The sequence below is a fragment of the Anaerovibrio lipolyticus genome, from assembly GCF_021531495.1.
Lineage (GTDB): Bacteria > Bacillota > Negativicutes > Selenomonadales > Selenomonadaceae > Anaerovibrio.
On record NZ_JADYTY010000011.1, the window covers coordinates 18,992 to 33,837 of the forward strand.

Consider the following 14,846-nt stretch of genomic DNA (forward strand, 5'->3'; position numbering starts at 1 on the left):
TATGAGAGACCAAATAAAAAGAATTGTAATTGAAGAATTTTCAAATCTGACCGCCCTTATAGAGGCAGACTTTTCTTCCAACTATAGACGTAAAGTTAATAATTTCCTTTTAAGTCAAATGGATGAGAGAATAACTGCAAGCATGGTTTTTGTCAGTAGTTTTGAATCAAAGAGTGGGTTTGCAATCGAAACATGCGCTAAAAGAATTGCGCGATTGACATTTGGAGAAGAAAATGTTCCTGCGATAGTTAATCCACGTAATCTGCATCACAGTATTGATCCTGCAAGTGTTACGGGTCAAGTTGTAGTAACTGATGTAGATACCCACAACGGAGATTTACGAGGAGAAATCGCTTCTTTCAGAGCAAACAATGAAGCAACCGGGAAAGGTAGAATGCGTGAAGAAAGCCGAGTGACGCATGCGACATGCAAATCTACTTTGCTGCCGCTCTCTCGGAAGTATAAATCAACACGCATTTATACAAAGCCCGTTGATTTGGCATTTTTTGATGGTACAAATTGGAACATTATGGAATTGAAAGCAGGCGGTGATTTAGATAGTTCTAATGCTCCTTCTAATGTTGAAAAACTTTTGACAATATATGTCGATATGGGCATCGAAAATTGCAAGGCGTACTTTGCCACATTATATAATAAAGACGGAGAAAGAAACACTTGGACTGGTGCAGTAAAAAAACATTTGAATTATCCGTCTATGTTTTTAATAGGTAAGAATTTTTGGGAGCGGATTTTACCCGCTGGAATGCCATATGAAGAATTCACTGAAGTCTATCGTGAAGCGTTAGAGGAAATTGATTTAAATAAACGCATCAACGATATGATTAGTGAATGTATTGGAGAGTAAATGTCAAGGCTCATCAACAAGGATTGTCTGGAATATATGAAAGGCCTTCCGGACAATTGCATTGATTTAATACTAACCGATCCTCCTTACAATATCGCTCAGTACTCAACTGGGAATATTCCTCTTCCCGGCAGAGATGCATTGAATAATGATATTGCAGACTGGGACAACGTACCTCTCGACCCGAAAGATTTATTATACGATTTCAAGCGGATAATAAAACCGGATGGAAACATATTTGTTTTTACAAGCTATAACTTAATCGGAAAATGGCATGAGGTTTTTGATAGCGAATTTGATACCTTTCAGTTTTTTATCTGGCACAAAACAAATCCAGCTCCGAAAATCTACAAAAATGGGTTTTTGAATAGTTGCGAAATGATTATTTGTCTTTGGAACAAGGGTCACAAATGGAATTTTACAACACAGAACGAGATGCATAATTTTTTTGAATCTCCAATATGCATGACCCCAGAGCGATTGAAGAATCCCAAACATCCAGCTCAAAAACCTGTAAGCCTTTTATCTCATATTATTAATATTGCCTCTAATCCCGGCGACATAGTTTTTGATCCGTTTATGGGCGTGGGTTCTACAGGTGTTGCGGCAAGACAGTGTGGCAGACGTTTTGTTGGATGCGAAATTGATAAGGTTTATTACGATGCTGCCTGTTTAAGGATGGGAGGATGTGAACAGTTATGAAAATTGAAGATTTTTTGCTCACAGAACTAAAGGCAATGTCGGACAATGTTTGTAATAATTACGAAGAAAATATGGGGAATCGAGAGAAGAATCCGTTTCTGCCTCTAATCAACAATGACATAAAGAAGTATATGGCGCTTGGAAGAAGTGTTGACTCTCAGCTGGGCAACAGGATTCAGCGTATTATTTTCTTTTTGTCTCGCCAAAAATTTGGAGTTATTGGAGCGCCTAACATCACTGTGCTTAATTATGATGAACTTTCCGGGCAGGTAACTGTAACCTTGTTTTCTGTTCCTCTTGATGTCGATAAAAAATGGCAAAATAAAAACTTCAACCCGTTTGCTCAATATGTTTATATTTCGAGCAACTTATCGGATAAGGACGTAAAACGAAAACTAAAAATAAAATCCAAATGCGACAAATTAGCAACTACAAAAATCGTAATGGACTTAAATTCACCTACCGCTAAATCAGAACTTTCAAACTGGAAAGGGAAAAATTATCCGGTTGATCTGTTGACGCTTAGCATTAAGGAAGAAGGTACCAGCGAAAAAAAGATAATTGAAGACTTATTTGTTTATGAAATAAAAATGGGCGGGAATCTTGACACTAAAAATGCCCCAAGTAACGCAGATGAAGTTTTGAAAAACAAGAATATGTTTTCTTTTGTAGCTAACAGTCATTCATTTTTTGCTACTTGCTATGGTGAATGTTCACAGTCGGTAAAAAGTGCTATGGAAACGAAAAACTGCGAACTACTGACACCGGACGATTTCTGGGCAAAAGTGTTGCCCTTAGAGCTTACCTTTAAGGATTTTATTGATAAATTCAAAGTGGCGTTTGAAAATTCAAAAATAGAAAGTGCAATAGAAAATCTCTAATCAAATTAAGTAGCCGCTTAAATCATGAGTACAAAATATAAAGGAGAAGTTGTCATGAGCAATAATATTAAAGAGAGTGTTATCAAAAATTTTTTAAGTTCTCTTCTTTCTGTTGAAAACAAGATTTCATTGAATGATTTTATTGACCGAATTCCGCAGGCCTTCAATTTAAGTGACTATGATGAAGAGAATTCATCAACAAGACCAACAGAGCCGATGTTTGAACAAAGAGTCAGAAATCTCATAAGCCACAATAACCTTCCGGATGATGTGGATTACGAAGATGGATTTTTCAAGAAGAAATAGACCTCCAAAAAGAAAAAGTGCTAAGGTCAATGGGCCTTAGCACTTTTTCTTTATATCGCTATGTTTGTGATTATAAGATGCTCGACATTACGTTCATTCCTGCTCCGAACATTATATGTATATGTTTTATCAAAGCACAGAATATTGAAGAACCCGTCATAAAGAGAATATATGAAATCGGTATTTTTAATAATCAATATGAACTTTGCTTTTGTTTTTTTTAGTGCTTCAGCCAGGCGCCGTTGATCTTCCTTAGTAAAATCCTTGCCTTCATAATCGGAAAAATCCGTGTCATACGGAGGGTCTAAGAACATAAAATCATTTTCGGTCATTTCGACAGAAGAAAAAAATTCCTCAAAATCTTGACAATGAATATCGGTTTCCGAAAACAGCTTCTGCGTTTCCGGGCAAAAGATGCCATTGATTTTGGTTTTGAAATCTTTACGATTGTAGGACATTCCTCCATAGGGTATATTAAATTCGCCTTTACTATTATACCTAAACATGGAGCCATAACAATATTCACGGATAAAGTAGAAGTTTGCCACGCGATACTCTTTGCTTACTGTAGAATTACGTTTTAAAAGAATATCGTTATAAATATCTCTAAAGTACATATAAGTCCCGCTGGTAAATCCCGTGATAAGGTTTTCTCGTAAATCTTCTGCGTTAAACGGAGCCTTGATTTCGTTTTTCACGGTTCGTTGCATTTTATCCAACGCGTTAGAATATAGCTGCTTTTTAAATGCTGCGGTATCCAAAACCAGAGTTTCCACAGCTCCTATATTGAGACAATCAAATATCGTATTAACGAAGTTTTGCAATCCGTCTTGATTAAAACTACATTGTTTTATATCGCCATATATTGCAAGTAGCTCATTATAGTGAGTTTCACAAGATAAGATAATGTTATCTAAAATAGTGCTATATGCTGTAAGCGTAGCTTTGAAATTTAAATTCTGTTCTTTTGCAAGAGAATAAAAGTCAATCAAGTCAGATGAAATATCGTTGATAACTGCTGAAGCCGGCTTCAGATAGAAAAACATAGCCCCGCCGCCGAAAAAAGGCTCGATGTATCTATCATGATTTGGTATCAAGTGCTCAATATACTTGATTTCTCTTGCCTTTCCTCCCGGCCATTTAATTAGCGTGTTTACTGTCTTCATTTTTGCCTCCGCTGTTAACGTGTTCAATAACATCGTTTATATTACAATGGAAATAAGAACAAATTCTGTCAATTATATCCATAGAAACTTGTTCGCTTCGCCCCATTTTATCCATTGTGGATTTTGAAATACTCGTTACCTCCATCAACTGCTTTTTAGACATATCCTTATCAATCAGCAATTTCCACAAGGGTTTGTAAGAAAAAGACATTTTGCAGCTCCTTTCTATTTGTTGATAAATATATTATGCAGCGAAAGTATCGAGATGTCAATATTTATTCACTTTAATTAAGGCATTAAAGTATTTGGCTGACAACATTGTATCCGTCGCATTCAAAACAAGTATTGTAGCAAATCATTTTTATTGTTGTTCCTTTTTTCGCTCGTAATACGCTCTGGCCTTCCGGTTATTACGCTCGGCTTGGCAGTTCGGATTGTTGCAATACCGCTGTCTGCTGGAATGACGGACGAAATATTCACCACAGGCCATGCAGGTCAGAATGGAGCCTTGAGACTCAAAATAGTCCATGTCTTTATCAATCGGCGGTGCCACATCCGCTACCAGACGGGCGAAGGTGTACCACGCAATATCAAATACCGACTGCACATCGGCTCCCAGCTCTATTTTTCCTGTTCTCTTGTTTTTCTGGAGCCTCATCCTTATGTCTGGAATAGCCTCCATTACATTGAGCATGAGGTCATCATATTCCTTGTTGAATTCTGTAAGGTATTCTTCATCCGTTTCGCAATGACGGAATTTCTCAAGGAACGGCTTGCTGTCACAGATTCTCCCCTCATAATATAATGCCCTGCCGCTGGCAACGTCATGACTGACATGGACTCTTTTGAGAACATCATAATATTCAAATGCGGAGCCGAGCTTGCAGAGGTCATTTACGAAGTCCTTTACATCGAAAGTTCCCCAATTAATAATCTCCCCGCTCAGATAAAGCTCCATATAATTTTCCTGCTCCATCAGATTACACAGCTGCTCAATGTTATACGGAGCAACATTCCTGCGGCACCAGTCCCAGACCATCTCTGTGATACCCACAGAATAGTCCGGGGCATTTATTTTTTTATAGAGATTGCAAAGGCTGACCAGAAGATCCTGCCCGGTTATCGAATAATCAGTCCCTGCCTCCGGACGATTGAAAAATGTGCATATCGGCACAATTATATCTTCTTTGCGCTCGTGATCATACTCCGGGACACATTCCGGGAAACGGACAGCCTTATATATCATCTCTCCCACGCCGCCTATTTCCGTAAAAGAGAAAAAATCAGTTGGTAGCTGCTTCATTTGAATTCATCCTTTTCTTACCGTTAGTCTTACCGATGAGAATTGTACTTCGGTAATATTATACGTTATAATTACATCGTAAACAAGAGCAAATTGTAAAAAACTTTCTTGCTTACAGCGGACGTCAACCGAAAAGGCTGTTTCCCGCAACCGAGGGAGCAGTCTATCTATTTGGATAGGAGGTATCAGTAATGAAGGATCGAAAACGGCAGCGTGAAAACCGGCGGCTGAAAAGCAAAGAAGAACTGATCGACAGGCGTAATAATTGTGGTGTCAAAGACCTCACAGCCTACAATGCAGTTCTTCAGATAAAGACCAATGGAAAAGCGGCCATAGTCCTCAGATAAACCTGCAACTGCCACCTTCGGAAACGATGGTGGTATTTGTTTGCTCAAAATTCAGAAGAAAGGAGCGCCAGAGATGGAAAAACAGACAATCAGCGTACAGGAGCTTTCTACGCAGCTCGGCATCAGCCTTCCAAAGGCGTATGAGCTTGTAAAGACTCCCGGCTTTCCGGTTATCCGGATCGGAACGAGAATTCTCATTCCCGTTGATGCCTTTAAAGAATGGCTTGTTATCAATTCTGCCAATGTGTAAGGCAGAGAAAAATCTGACGGAAAGGAGGTGCAGGAAATGGCCGACAATATGCAGGAGCTGAAACAACAGAAAATATGGATGTTATGGCGCTGGGAAATAAAACCGGACGGAAAGCGCACAAAGGTGCCGATGTCCGTCAGCGGCGGTCCCTGCGGTACAGATAAAAAATGGTGTAGCACTTGGGCTACCTACGATGAGGCTGCCGCAGCTAAGGAAACTGTCTCCGGTGCCGCCGGTATCGGTTTCAAAATCCCGGAGGGCTACTACTTCATAGATATTGATGACCGGGAGCTTTCCGATCCGCTCGTGCAGACGATATTCTCCCGGCACGATTCCTACGCAGAACAGTCCGTCAGCGGCACCGGCATCCACCAGTACGGCAAATGTGATTTCGCGCAGGTACCTACCTATACGGACAAGACCGGAAAGCTGTGCCTCGACCGGCAGTTTTATCAGAAAAACCCCAATAACAAGATGGAGCTGTATATCGGCGGCATTACAAACCGCTTTGCTGTCTATACCGGAAACGTCATAGAGGACAAGCCTCTCCGGGAATGTACCGCAGCAATCCTTACCACGCTGGACAAGGATATGCGCAGAAAGCCGAAGACCAAGTACAGCGAAAAGCGTGACGGCAGCAAAGCGGATTTTGACATCGTATGCAATCTGCGAAAGCAGAAAAACGGTGAGAAATTCAGTAAGCTCTACGACAGCGGAGATTTCAACGAATATAACTCACAGTCCGAAGCCGATGCCGCGCTCTGTGCCATGATCGCATTTCGCACCGGGCCAGACCCGGAGGCTATTGACGAGATTTTCAGAGGCTCGGCGCTGTTCCGGGATAAGTGGAATCGTGATGATTACAGGACAAGCACCATAGAGGCTGGCATTGAAGCCTGTCACGGCACCTTCCATAAATCCAAGATGGATCACCCGTATTTCGTTAAATTCAATGAAATGACAGGTGCACCGTACATCAGTGTTCCGCTGCTTGCGAAATATGTCCGGGAACACCTCTGTTATCTGCTTGTACGGGATAACGGCAAGCAGGGGCTCCTCAAATATGTATATGAGGACGGCTGCTACCGGCTTTATGCCGACAGTATGCTGATGGGCCGTATCAAGCAGTTCATTGCCGATTACGATGAGGAGCTTGTGAAAATGGGACAGGTTTCCGAGACGCTGAATCATATCACCACAGACCTTAACTATGTGACACAGGACGATCTGAACGGCGATGAAGACCTTATCAATTTCAGAAACGGTCTCCTGCGGGTAACCGAGGACAGTCTGCAGCTTTTTCCGCACAGCCCGGATATCCTTTCCACCATTCAGATCCCCTGTGACTGGAAAGGTGTCCCGTCTCCGACACCGGTATTCGACAGATATATGCACACGCTTACCAACGGAGATAAAGAAATCGAACAGCTCCTGCTGGAGTTCATCGGTGCCTGTATCTCCAATGTGAAAGGCAGCCGCATGAAAAAATCTCTATTTCTTGTCGGTAACGGTGATACCGGAAAATCTCAACTGAAAAGCCTTGTGGAGAAGCTCCTCGGCAGAGGAAATTTCATCGGCATTGACCTCAAAGAGATTGAGGCCCGTTTCGGCACCGGTGCTATCTACGGCACACGCCTCGCCGGTTCCTCGGATATGAGCTTTCTCTCTGTCAACGAGCTGAAAGCCTTCAAAATGATCACCGGCGGCGATGCGATTTTTGCAGAGTTCAAAGGGATGCAGGGCTTTCAGTACACCTACAATGGTCTGCTCTGGTTTTGCATGAACAGGCTGCCAAAGTTCGGCGGCGATGACGGGCAATGGGTTTATGACCGCATTATGGTAGTCAGCTGCCCCAATGTCATACCGAAGGAAAAACAGGACAAACAGCTTCTGGACAAGATGTATGCCGAGCGGGACGGGATTGTATATAAGGCGGTCACAGCCTTACAGAGAGTAATCGCAAATGGCTACCGCTTTTCTGAGCCTGCCAGCGTTACGGCTGCCAGAAAGGAATACAAAAGCACCAACAGCACCGTCATCAGTTTCTTTGAGGAATGTATGTGCCCTTGGCAGAACGGGAAAATCAACCGGCATTGCACCACAGGCCGCATCTACAAGGTTTATCAAGCATGGTGCCGGGAAAACAATAACGGCTATGCAAAAAGCGCCAAAGAGTTCCGGGAGGAGCTTGCCGATTATCTCGGTACAACATTCACGGATATGACTTCTCGGCAGAAAGGCAATACCTATTACAGGGATTATTCACTGACACTGGAGGCGAAAGAACAGTTTGCAAGGGAGTATGGCTACGATGACGGTACCGATTTTCTCTGACCGGGTAGCAGTGGGTAGCAGTAATATTCACAACTGCTACCCGCAAAAATGCCCGTATATCAACGCTTTCGAGGCTTAGGTAGCAGTTCTTTCAACTTCTCAGCGGAATTTCAAAAAACTTTGTAGGCAATATATGTAGATACAAGGTTTATGGGAGTATGAGGAGCAATCTGTGATTACTGCTACCTCTGCTACCCGGCGGCTGAAAAGCCTTATGTTTCAAGGCTTTTTCGAGGTAGCAGTCATTCGGAAGTCTGCTACCCGTACTGCTACCTCTGCTACCCCAAAATACTAATGAAGGGAGGGAAACGACAATGGACAATAAAACACCGACCATTCACCAGCTTAAAAAGCAGCTCGGCCCGGAATACCGGATTCGCACCATTGATTTTGAACGCTGCCTGTACCGGGATTTTGGTAACGGCTTCAATGTTGAGATCAGCGGTGTCAATTCCCGGAGGAAGGACCAGAAAGCTACACTTTACCTCTGGTACGGAGAATCCGCTCCGGACTGCCTCATTGTGAAAACTGTACGTGATGTTGAACGCACAGTCAGAGCAATCGGCAGCGAGGCTGACTGCCTCAAGGATTATTCAAGCGGTCTTGTTTTACACGGCTACAACAACAGGGATGCGATTTTCTATATGCTGCATCCGGAATTAACAAGGAGGAATTCATAATGAAGATTTTTTACGGAACGAAACCGAAGCTCACGCAGAAAGACAGAAGTATGTTCTCTCGCGGCAAGTATGAGTGCAAAGCCCTGCTTCAGACCAGAAAGGGCGATCCCGTGATTATTTCAAAATGCGAAAACACGGATTACCCGGCATGGAGAGTGGAATACAACTTTTCCTGTGTGGTCTTCAACACCTACGATGAGGCTCTCGCTTTCTGCAAAGGTCGTTTCATGGACCTTGACGGGAAGGCGGTCTGAGGCATGGACGAAATCAAATACCATCCGCTTATCAATGACGGCAGCAGCCCGGACATGGTGCCGATGTTCTTTACTACGAATGAGAGCGCCGTTTCTACCAAGTTATATCTGACGGAGTTCGTCTCTCATTACTACCGTTTCTGCAGCAAAGATGCCGTTTCCAACGAGACGGCGGCAGAATACCAGATTCACTGTCCGTATTGCGGAAAAGTGATGAAGGCGATTTCTTCATCCGCCGATACCCATAAACATTCACTTTACACCTGCTGCGACTGCGGCGGGAAAACACATTTACAGGAGGAAATTTAACATGGCTAACTATCCCATTCACCGCATGTGCAAAGATAATGACACTTTGCTCGGTGCCACCACTTCATTTTACTCTGACGAATGCGCCGAGAGTATGTGCGACCTTCACCTGCGTGACGAGCTTCACGAGGATGCCAAGGGCCACCTTCAGCGCTATTACAGGCTCCATGCCTACCGTCCGCACACCATCGAAATGGCGCTGCGCTACGAGATCAACTGCCCGGAGTGCAATAGCGGCAGGCTGAAACAGGTCGGCAGATGCCTCAATTCTCACGAGCTTGGCCTCTATATCTGCCCGGTCTGCGAGAAGCGCAAGAGCAGCTATTAAGGAGGTACAGGCAATGAATTACGCAGAAAACAGAATCCATACCGGCCATCCGGATTATGAAACGCAGTTCTGGAACTGCATGAAGGGCGCACCTTATGCCGAGGATCGTCTTGAAAAAGGACGCTCGTCCGCAACCGGTACATACAATCTGCCGGTAAACACAGATAACAATTATGAGAAAGAAATCGGCAAGGTGAGCGTTTTCAGAAAGCTCGCCTCCGTCTTCACCCGCTATAACGGCGCTGTGGATATCATCACAGCCAACAGCGATGATATTGCAGAATTTGTCCCGGAGACCGAAAGCATCGACATCAAGGATGCTATTGATGATTTCAACACGGTCAGAGTGACCGGGAACAAGCTGGCTACGCTTCTGAGACTGCCCACCGAGTTCGTTACCGATGCCGCCTTCAATCTCGAAGGTTATCTTACAAAACACCTTGCGAGAAACTTTGCAAGAGCCGAGGATAACGGTTTTATCAACGGTACCGGTACAGATGAGCCTGTGGGTATCTTACACGCCACCGCCGGTGCTGAAACGGCTGCCACAGTTGAAACCATCACCTACGATGATGTGATTTCACTCTATTTCTCCGTAAAGGCCGAGTACCGCACAAACGCCGTCTGGCTGATGAACGACAAGACCGCTCTGGCCCTTCGCAAGCTGAAAGATAATACCGGAAACTATATCTGGAACAATGCCGACAATACCATCCTCGGCAAGCCGGTTATTATTTCCGAGTATATGCCGGACGCTGAGGAAGGAAACAAGCCTATTGCTTTCGGTGATTTTTCGTATTACTGGATCGTGAAGCGCACTCCCGTCAGCTGCAAGATACTGCAGGAGCTGTTTGCTTTGAGACACCAGACCGGGTATCTGGCTTTCGAGTTCATTGACGGAAAGCTCATCCGCACCGATGCTGTGAAGGTCATTGAAATGGCCTCCGAGGAGTCTGCCTCTGCATAACGCAGTTCAGATATAGTCATTTGGGAAACAGGCGCAGCGGTTTATGCTACTGCGTCTGTTTTTCTCAAAAATTCAAAGAAACATTTACACCAGATTTATCACATTATTACTCGCTTATAGCCGATTTATGGGTTAATTACCCCTTTGAAATCGCGTTTGTGCACACGAGACCCCGGCACCGTTGCTATGTGGAAAGGCTGCAGAGATTGAGACCGCCCCTCCCCGTCAGCAGAAAGGAGACACACCATGCCGAGAAAACCGAAGAAGCCCTGTGCCTATCCGGGCTGTCCTAACCTTACCGAAGGACGGTACTGCGAGCAGCACGAGCGACTCAGAAATAAAGAATACAATCAATACCAACGTCCCTACAATCCTTCGGAGCGGTACGGCTCTCAGTGGCGGCAGATACGAAACAGGTACATCGCTGCTCACCCGCTCTGCGAGGAATGCTACAGGCAGGGACGGCTCACGACTTCGCAGGAGGTACACCACATCGTTCCGCTCAGCAAAGGCGGCACACATGATTATGATAACCTCATGGCTCTTTGTAAGCCATGTCACAGCCGCATCACTGCCGAGAGCGGTGACCGCTGGCATAATAGATAACCCTAAGGGGGAGTGATTATCTCTGTGGCTCTTGCCGCCGGGAACGGTGCCGGGGCCTCACAGATATTTTCGCATAAGTTTTACAGGGAATAGGCCGTAAGTTTAGAAAGGAGGCCAGTATGCAGGAAAACACGCCTGTTGTCATCACGAAGATCATCGGTGACACGGTTTACATTATAGAGAACGCCATCAGCGAAAATGCCAAGGAGACAGCCTACGAAAAAGTGAAACGGCTGATCCTCAATGACACAGATATTTTACAAAGAAAAGCGTCATAAACACTTGATAAAAGTACAGTTAAGAGCGAATATGTAGTACCGCTTGAAGACTGTCGGAAAGGAGGAAAACATGAATAACAGACAGTCTTGCGTTGCTGCAAACGATAAAATAACCGCTCTTTACTGCCGCCTGTCGCGTGATGACGAGCTGCAGGGAGACAGCAACAGTATTATTAACCAGAAGTCCATTCTTCAGAAATACGCTGATGACAATGGATTTCGGAACACACAGTTCTTTGTGGATGACGGTTACAGCGGTACGAATTTTGACCGTCCGGACTGGAACAGGCTCAGCGGTATGATTGATGACGGCCTTATCGGAACGATCATCGTCAAGGATATGTCCCGGCTTGGCAGAGACTATTTGCAGGTCGGTATGTATACCGAGATGGTTTTCCCCAATGCCGACATCCGCTTCATTGCAATCAACAACGGTGTTGACAGCATCAACGGCACCGAGAACGATATGACGCCGTTCATCAATATCTTCAATGAGTTCTATGCCAAGGACACCAGCCGTAAAATCCGGGCCGTGTTCAAATCCAAAGGTCAATCCGGAAAGCCGCTCTGCACCAATCCACCTTATGGCTACATCAAAGACCCGGAGGATAAAAACCACTGGATAATTGATGAGGAGGCCGCCAAGGTGGTGCGCGAGGTATTTCATCTCTGTGTCTCCGGTTACGGACCGCAGCAGATCGGTAAAGAAATGATGAAACGAGGCTATATGAATCCAACAGCTCATGCGAAAGCAAAGGGCCGAGGCACACCGGACAATCGGACTGTCGGTGACGATTACACATGGCAGGACAGCACCGTTTCTCATATGCTGACCAGAATGGAGTATTTGGGGCATACGGTCAATTTCAAGACCTACCGCAAATCCTACAAGAACAAAAAGCAGCTTCATAACGATCTGATGCTGTATCATAATTGTTGACACTTTTTACTCGTATATGATGATATATAATACGAGGAAAAGGAGGTGCTTTTCATGGCACGAAATCAGAAACACTATGATACAGATTATAAGGTACAGGCTGTAACTTTAGCTAAGGAAATAGGTCTTAGCAAAGCTGCTCGTGAGCTTGGTCTTGCTCCAAGCACTTTAAATGGCTGGATAAAAGCCACTCGTGAAGGACGTCTTATTTCTACCCCTGGTTCGCAAACACCTGGTGATGCAATGTCTCTTGCAGAAGAGATAGCTATGCTTCGCGAGCAATACAAGAGACTTGCCAGGGAAAACAAACGTCTCAAAGAAGAAAATGAATTTCTTGAAGAGGCAAGCGCTTTTTTTGCAGCGAGCCGTCGGAAGTCAGCAAGAACACACGATTAAGGTTCCTAGCACTTAAAACTGATGACGGCAAAATCAAAGGTAAGCTGAGTCTTTACTGCAAGGTCTTAAATGTATCTAGGCAGGCTTTTTATAAATACCTTGAACGCAAAGACCTTCCATGGAAGTATGATTATATAGTTAATTCCATGTATGAAATCCTTAATGAGGATCAATATAATGATACCTATGGCAGATATCGAATGTTTGCAGCTTTAAAGCTCAAGCATCAGGATGATCCTGATTTCCACATACCTGGAGAAAGAACTATCTACCGTATAATGGAGGCTGTAGGACTTATACATCGCCCTAGACGTAATCCTAAAGGCATTACAAAGGATGATAGAAATGCTAGAAAGTCTGATGATAAGCTAAAGCGTAATTTCAGGGCAGATAAACCTTTAACCAAATGCGTTACCGATATCACTGAAATAAAAGGCAGTGATGATAAACTATATGTCTCAGCTATTTTTGATTGTTTTGATGTAACTGTTTTAGGGTTGGCAATGGATACAAACATGAAGGCTCCATTGTGTGTAACAACCCTTGAAAATGCCTACACTACGCATCCAAGTATGAAAGGATGTATATGCCACTCAGACAGGGGTACACAGTACACCAGCCAACTCTACAGGGATAAAATCAATGAGCTTGGTATTATCCAAAGCATGAATAGTGATGGAGGCAGGTGTCACGATAATGCCCGCTGTGAGAGTATGTGGGCAAGGCTAAAGGATGAACTATTCTATAGCCGTAATCTTAAGTCTACTGACTTTACTGTAGCTCAGCTCAAGACAATAATCTGGAGATACTTCATGAGCTACTGGAACAACAGGAGAATCTGCTCATCCAATGATGGGCTTCCACCCAAGGTTAAGAGAGATAGATACTATGCTGCTCTACCTATAGCGGCATAGCTATCTTCTTTATACGAGTTTAATGTGTCAACCAATATTGACAATATCAATCCGTCACAGTGGCAGATATTTGAGAATACCCACGAGGCAATCATCGACCAAGAAACCTTTGACATTGTGCAGCGCATCCGGAACGGCAGACGCCGGGTTACACCGATGGGCGAGATGCCGATTCTCTCCGGAATGGTATTCTGCGCAGACTGCGGCAAAAAGCTCTACCAAGTACGAGGGCGCAATCTCCCGCAGAAGGAATATATGGTGTGCTCCACCTACCGGAAAATAAAAGGCGGCTGCAGTTCTCACCAGATTCGCAACGAGGTGATCGAGCAGATTCTTCTTGACCAGCTTCAGACTGTGACCACCTACGTAAGGGAGCACGAGGCAGATTTCGTTGAGCTGATTACGAAAAAATCTCAGTCCGAACTTGACCGCAGCCTCCGGGACGGTAAGCGTGAACTGGAACAGGCGCAGACCCGTATTCGCAAGCTGGATGAGATTATTCAAAGGCTTTATGAGGACAATGTCGAAGGCAAGATTTCCGATGAGCGTTTTACGAAGATGAGCGCCAGCTATGAGGAAGAACAGAAAGGTCTGGAAAGCCGGGTAGCCGAGCTGAAAAAACTGATCGCTGCCGAAAAGGAAAGCTCCGTGAATGTTGACCGCTTCTTGGCCCTTGTACGGAAGTACACAGACGTCAAAAAACTGACTGCTGAGATTATCCGGGAGTTCGTTGAGAAAATCTATGTGTATCAGTCTGAGCGCATTGACGGACACAAGGCACAGCGAATCAAAATCGTATGGAACTGCATAGGCGAGTTTACGCCGCCAACTATTACTGACAATGAAAAATCGGCATAGCCGGTAAATACATACCAAACTATGCCGATATTTTTTCCGGGATTGAAAATCCCTAATTTGCACCGCTTAATGGGGGGGCTTTTTTGATTATCAAAATAGTTTTCAAATGTATATTTGCAAACTGACATGAATACGAGTAAAATAGTATGTAAGTAAAAATTT

At 44.2% G+C, this 14,846-nt stretch carries 22 protein-coding genes and 1 pseudogene; 20 read left to right on the top strand and 3 right to left on the bottom strand.

Annotation, left to right across the window (positions count from 1 at the left end; all coding sequences use genetic code 11):
- The first annotated feature begins 1 nt into the window (after position 1).
- From I6E26_RS05525 to I6E26_RS05540, 4 genes are read left to right on the top strand one after another with little or no spacing between them, the layout of a single operon-like run.
- Complete coding sequence (locus I6E26_RS05525; protein ID WP_235320864.1) at positions 2-865, top strand: hypothetical protein; 864 nt, start codon at positions 2-4, stop codon at positions 863-865.
- Positions 866-1,567, top strand: coding sequence for a DNA-methyltransferase (locus I6E26_RS05530; RefSeq protein ID WP_235320865.1), 702 nt, complete (start codon positions 866-868; stop codon positions 1,565-1,567).
- Positions 1,564-2,448 (top strand): hypothetical protein, encoded by an 885-nt coding sequence (locus I6E26_RS05535; protein ID WP_235320866.1) that lies wholly within the window; start codon positions 1,564-1,566, stop codon positions 2,446-2,448. Before I6E26_RS05530 ends, I6E26_RS05535 begins: the two co-directional genes overlap by 4 nt.
- A 54-nt stretch (positions 2,449-2,502) precedes the next feature.
- Positions 2,503-2,754, top strand: coding sequence for a hypothetical protein (locus I6E26_RS05540; protein ID WP_235320867.1), 252 nt, complete (start codon positions 2,503-2,505; stop codon positions 2,752-2,754).
- Positions 2,755-2,804: 50 nt separating this feature from the next.
- Here I6E26_RS05540 and I6E26_RS05545 read toward each other — a convergent pair whose 3' ends face one another.
- The 3 genes from I6E26_RS05545 to I6E26_RS05555 all read right to left on the bottom strand — a co-directional run bounded on the left by I6E26_RS05545 (position 2,805) and on the right by I6E26_RS05555 (position 5,223).
- Positions 2,805-3,920 carry a DNA adenine methylase gene (locus tag I6E26_RS05545; RefSeq protein WP_235320868.1) on the bottom strand — a complete coding sequence of 372 codons (1,116 nt, stop codon included), beginning with the start codon at positions 3,918-3,920 and terminating at the stop codon, positions 2,805-2,807.
- Complete coding sequence (locus I6E26_RS05550; RefSeq protein ID WP_235320869.1) at positions 3,895-4,131, bottom strand: helix-turn-helix domain-containing protein; 237 nt, start codon at positions 4,129-4,131, stop codon at positions 3,895-3,897. The genes I6E26_RS05545 and I6E26_RS05550 overlap by 26 nt, the downstream gene beginning before the upstream one ends.
- Positions 4,132-4,281: 150 nt before the next feature.
- Complete coding sequence (locus I6E26_RS05555) at positions 4,282-5,223, bottom strand: hypothetical protein (RefSeq protein ID WP_235320870.1); 942 nt, start codon at positions 5,221-5,223, stop codon at positions 4,282-4,284.
- Positions 5,224-5,414: 191 nt separating this feature from the next.
- On the opposite strand from I6E26_RS05555, the gene I6E26_RS05560 reads away from it, so the two are divergent.
- The 16 genes and pseudogenes from I6E26_RS05560 to I6E26_RS05625 all read left to right on the top strand — a co-directional run bounded on the left by I6E26_RS05560 (position 5,415) and on the right by I6E26_RS05625 (position 14,684).
- A complete protein-coding gene (locus I6E26_RS05560) occupies positions 5,415-5,570 on the top strand; it encodes a hypothetical protein (protein WP_235320871.1) in 156 nt (51 codons plus the stop codon).
- A gap of 73 nt (positions 5,571-5,643) precedes the next feature.
- Positions 5,644-5,820, top strand: coding sequence for an excisionase family DNA-binding protein (locus I6E26_RS05565; protein WP_235320872.1), 177 nt, complete (start codon positions 5,644-5,646; stop codon positions 5,818-5,820).
- A gap of 36 nt (positions 5,821-5,856) precedes the next feature.
- On the top strand, positions 5,857-8,154 hold the full coding sequence (locus tag I6E26_RS05570) for a phage/plasmid primase, P4 family (RefSeq protein ID WP_235320873.1): 2,298 nt from the start codon (positions 5,857-5,859) through the stop codon (positions 8,152-8,154).
- Between the two features lie 172 nt (positions 8,155-8,326).
- The gene (locus tag I6E26_RS11215) at positions 8,327-8,449 is read left to right on the top strand and encodes a hypothetical protein (RefSeq protein WP_268824813.1); all 123 of its coding nucleotides are present in this window, start codon (positions 8,327-8,329) and stop codon (positions 8,447-8,449) included.
- Positions 8,450-8,468: 19 nt separating this feature from the next.
- Positions 8,469-8,834 carry a hypothetical protein gene (locus I6E26_RS05575; protein ID WP_235320874.1) on the top strand — a complete coding sequence of 122 codons (366 nt, stop codon included), beginning with the start codon at positions 8,469-8,471 and terminating at the stop codon, positions 8,832-8,834.
- Positions 8,834-9,088: a hypothetical protein gene (locus I6E26_RS05580; protein ID WP_235320875.1), complete on the top strand. Its 255-nt coding sequence runs from the start codon at positions 8,834-8,836 to the stop codon at positions 9,086-9,088. Before I6E26_RS05575 ends, I6E26_RS05580 begins: the two co-directional genes overlap by 1 nt.
- Before the next feature lie 3 nt (positions 9,089-9,091).
- Positions 9,092-9,397 (top strand): hypothetical protein, encoded by a 306-nt coding sequence (locus tag I6E26_RS05585; RefSeq protein WP_235320876.1) that lies wholly within the window; start codon positions 9,092-9,094, stop codon positions 9,395-9,397.
- A gap of 1 nt (position 9,398) precedes the next feature.
- The gene (locus tag I6E26_RS05590) at positions 9,399-9,725 is read left to right on the top strand and encodes a hypothetical protein (protein ID WP_235320877.1); all 327 of its coding nucleotides are present in this window, start codon (positions 9,399-9,401) and stop codon (positions 9,723-9,725) included.
- Entirely contained in the window at positions 9,676-10,692 is a 1,017-nt protein-coding gene (locus I6E26_RS05595; RefSeq protein ID WP_268824814.1) for a phage major capsid protein, read from the top strand. The genes I6E26_RS05590 and I6E26_RS05595 overlap by 50 nt, the downstream gene beginning before the upstream one ends.
- Positions 10,693-10,938: 246 nt before the next feature.
- Complete coding sequence (locus tag I6E26_RS05600) at positions 10,939-11,298, top strand: HNH endonuclease (RefSeq protein ID WP_235320879.1); 360 nt, start codon at positions 10,939-10,941, stop codon at positions 11,296-11,298.
- A gap of 119 nt (positions 11,299-11,417) precedes the next feature.
- Positions 11,418-11,576 (top strand): transposon-encoded TnpW family protein, encoded by a 159-nt coding sequence (locus I6E26_RS05605; RefSeq protein ID WP_235320880.1) that lies wholly within the window; start codon positions 11,418-11,420, stop codon positions 11,574-11,576.
- A 70-nt stretch (positions 11,577-11,646) separates the two neighbouring features.
- Positions 11,647-12,516, top strand: a complete 870-nt coding sequence (locus tag I6E26_RS05610; protein WP_235320881.1) for a recombinase family protein — start codon at positions 11,647-11,649, stop codon at positions 12,514-12,516.
- Between the two features lie 54 nt (positions 12,517-12,570).
- Positions 12,571-12,912, top strand: coding sequence for a transposase (locus I6E26_RS05615; protein WP_235320882.1), 342 nt, complete (start codon positions 12,571-12,573; stop codon positions 12,910-12,912).
- Positions 12,913-12,956: 44 nt separating this feature from the next.
- Positions 12,957-13,826, top strand: coding sequence for an IS3 family transposase (locus I6E26_RS05620; RefSeq protein WP_235320908.1), 870 nt, complete (start codon positions 12,957-12,959; stop codon positions 13,824-13,826).
- A 24-nt stretch (positions 13,827-13,850) separates the two neighbouring features.
- Positions 13,851-13,955, top strand: a pseudogene (locus I6E26_RS11380) (recombinase family protein); the annotation flags it as partial.
- A 54-nt stretch (positions 13,956-14,009) separates the two neighbouring features.
- A complete protein-coding gene (locus I6E26_RS05625; RefSeq protein ID WP_235320883.1) occupies positions 14,010-14,684 on the top strand; it encodes a DUF4368 domain-containing protein in 675 nt (224 codons plus the stop codon).
- Positions 14,685-14,846: the final 162 nt, after the last annotated feature.

What these genes read in the sequence shown, in the direction of transcription:
- I6E26_RS05525 (WP_235320864.1), top strand. Translation starts at nt 2, where the DNA reads ATGAGAGACCAAATAAAAAGAATTGTAATTGAAGAATTTTCAAATCTG.
- I6E26_RS05530 (WP_235320865.1), top strand. Translation starts at nt 866, where the DNA reads ATGTCAAGGCTCATCAACAAGGATTGTCTGGAATATATGAAAGGCCTT.
- I6E26_RS05535 (WP_235320866.1), top strand. Translation starts at nt 1,564, where the DNA reads ATGAAAATTGAAGATTTTTTGCTCACAGAACTAAAGGCAATGTCGGAC.
- I6E26_RS05540 (WP_235320867.1), top strand. Translation starts at nt 2,503, where the DNA reads ATGAGCAATAATATTAAAGAGAGTGTTATCAAAAATTTTTTAAGTTCT.
- I6E26_RS05545 (WP_235320868.1), bottom strand. Translation starts at nt 3,920, where the DNA reads ATGAAGACAGTAAACACGCTAATTAAATGGCCGGGAGGAAAGGCAAGA.
- I6E26_RS05550 (WP_235320869.1), bottom strand. Translation starts at nt 4,131, where the DNA reads ATGTCTTTTTCTTACAAACCCTTGTGGAAATTGCTGATTGATAAGGAT.
- I6E26_RS05555 (WP_235320870.1), bottom strand. Translation starts at nt 5,223, where the DNA reads ATGAAGCAGCTACCAACTGATTTTTTCTCTTTTACGGAAATAGGCGGC.
- I6E26_RS05560 (WP_235320871.1), top strand. Translation starts at nt 5,415, where the DNA reads ATGAAGGATCGAAAACGGCAGCGTGAAAACCGGCGGCTGAAAAGCAAA.
- I6E26_RS05565 (WP_235320872.1), top strand. Translation starts at nt 5,644, where the DNA reads ATGGAAAAACAGACAATCAGCGTACAGGAGCTTTCTACGCAGCTCGGC.
- I6E26_RS05570 (WP_235320873.1), top strand. Translation starts at nt 5,857, where the DNA reads ATGGCCGACAATATGCAGGAGCTGAAACAACAGAAAATATGGATGTTA.
- I6E26_RS05575 (WP_235320874.1), top strand. Translation starts at nt 8,469, where the DNA reads ATGGACAATAAAACACCGACCATTCACCAGCTTAAAAAGCAGCTCGGC.
- I6E26_RS05580 (WP_235320875.1), top strand. Translation starts at nt 8,834, where the DNA reads ATGAAGATTTTTTACGGAACGAAACCGAAGCTCACGCAGAAAGACAGA.
- I6E26_RS05585 (WP_235320876.1), top strand. Translation starts at nt 9,092, where the DNA reads ATGGACGAAATCAAATACCATCCGCTTATCAATGACGGCAGCAGCCCG.
- I6E26_RS05590 (WP_235320877.1), top strand. Translation starts at nt 9,399, where the DNA reads ATGGCTAACTATCCCATTCACCGCATGTGCAAAGATAATGACACTTTG.
- I6E26_RS05600 (WP_235320879.1), top strand. Translation starts at nt 10,939, where the DNA reads ATGCCGAGAAAACCGAAGAAGCCCTGTGCCTATCCGGGCTGTCCTAAC.
- I6E26_RS05605 (WP_235320880.1), top strand. Translation starts at nt 11,418, where the DNA reads ATGCAGGAAAACACGCCTGTTGTCATCACGAAGATCATCGGTGACACG.
- I6E26_RS05610 (WP_235320881.1), top strand. Translation starts at nt 11,647, where the DNA reads ATGAATAACAGACAGTCTTGCGTTGCTGCAAACGATAAAATAACCGCT.
- I6E26_RS05615 (WP_235320882.1), top strand. Translation starts at nt 12,571, where the DNA reads ATGGCACGAAATCAGAAACACTATGATACAGATTATAAGGTACAGGCT.
- I6E26_RS05625 (WP_235320883.1), top strand. Translation starts at nt 14,010, where the DNA reads ATGGTATTCTGCGCAGACTGCGGCAAAAAGCTCTACCAAGTACGAGGG.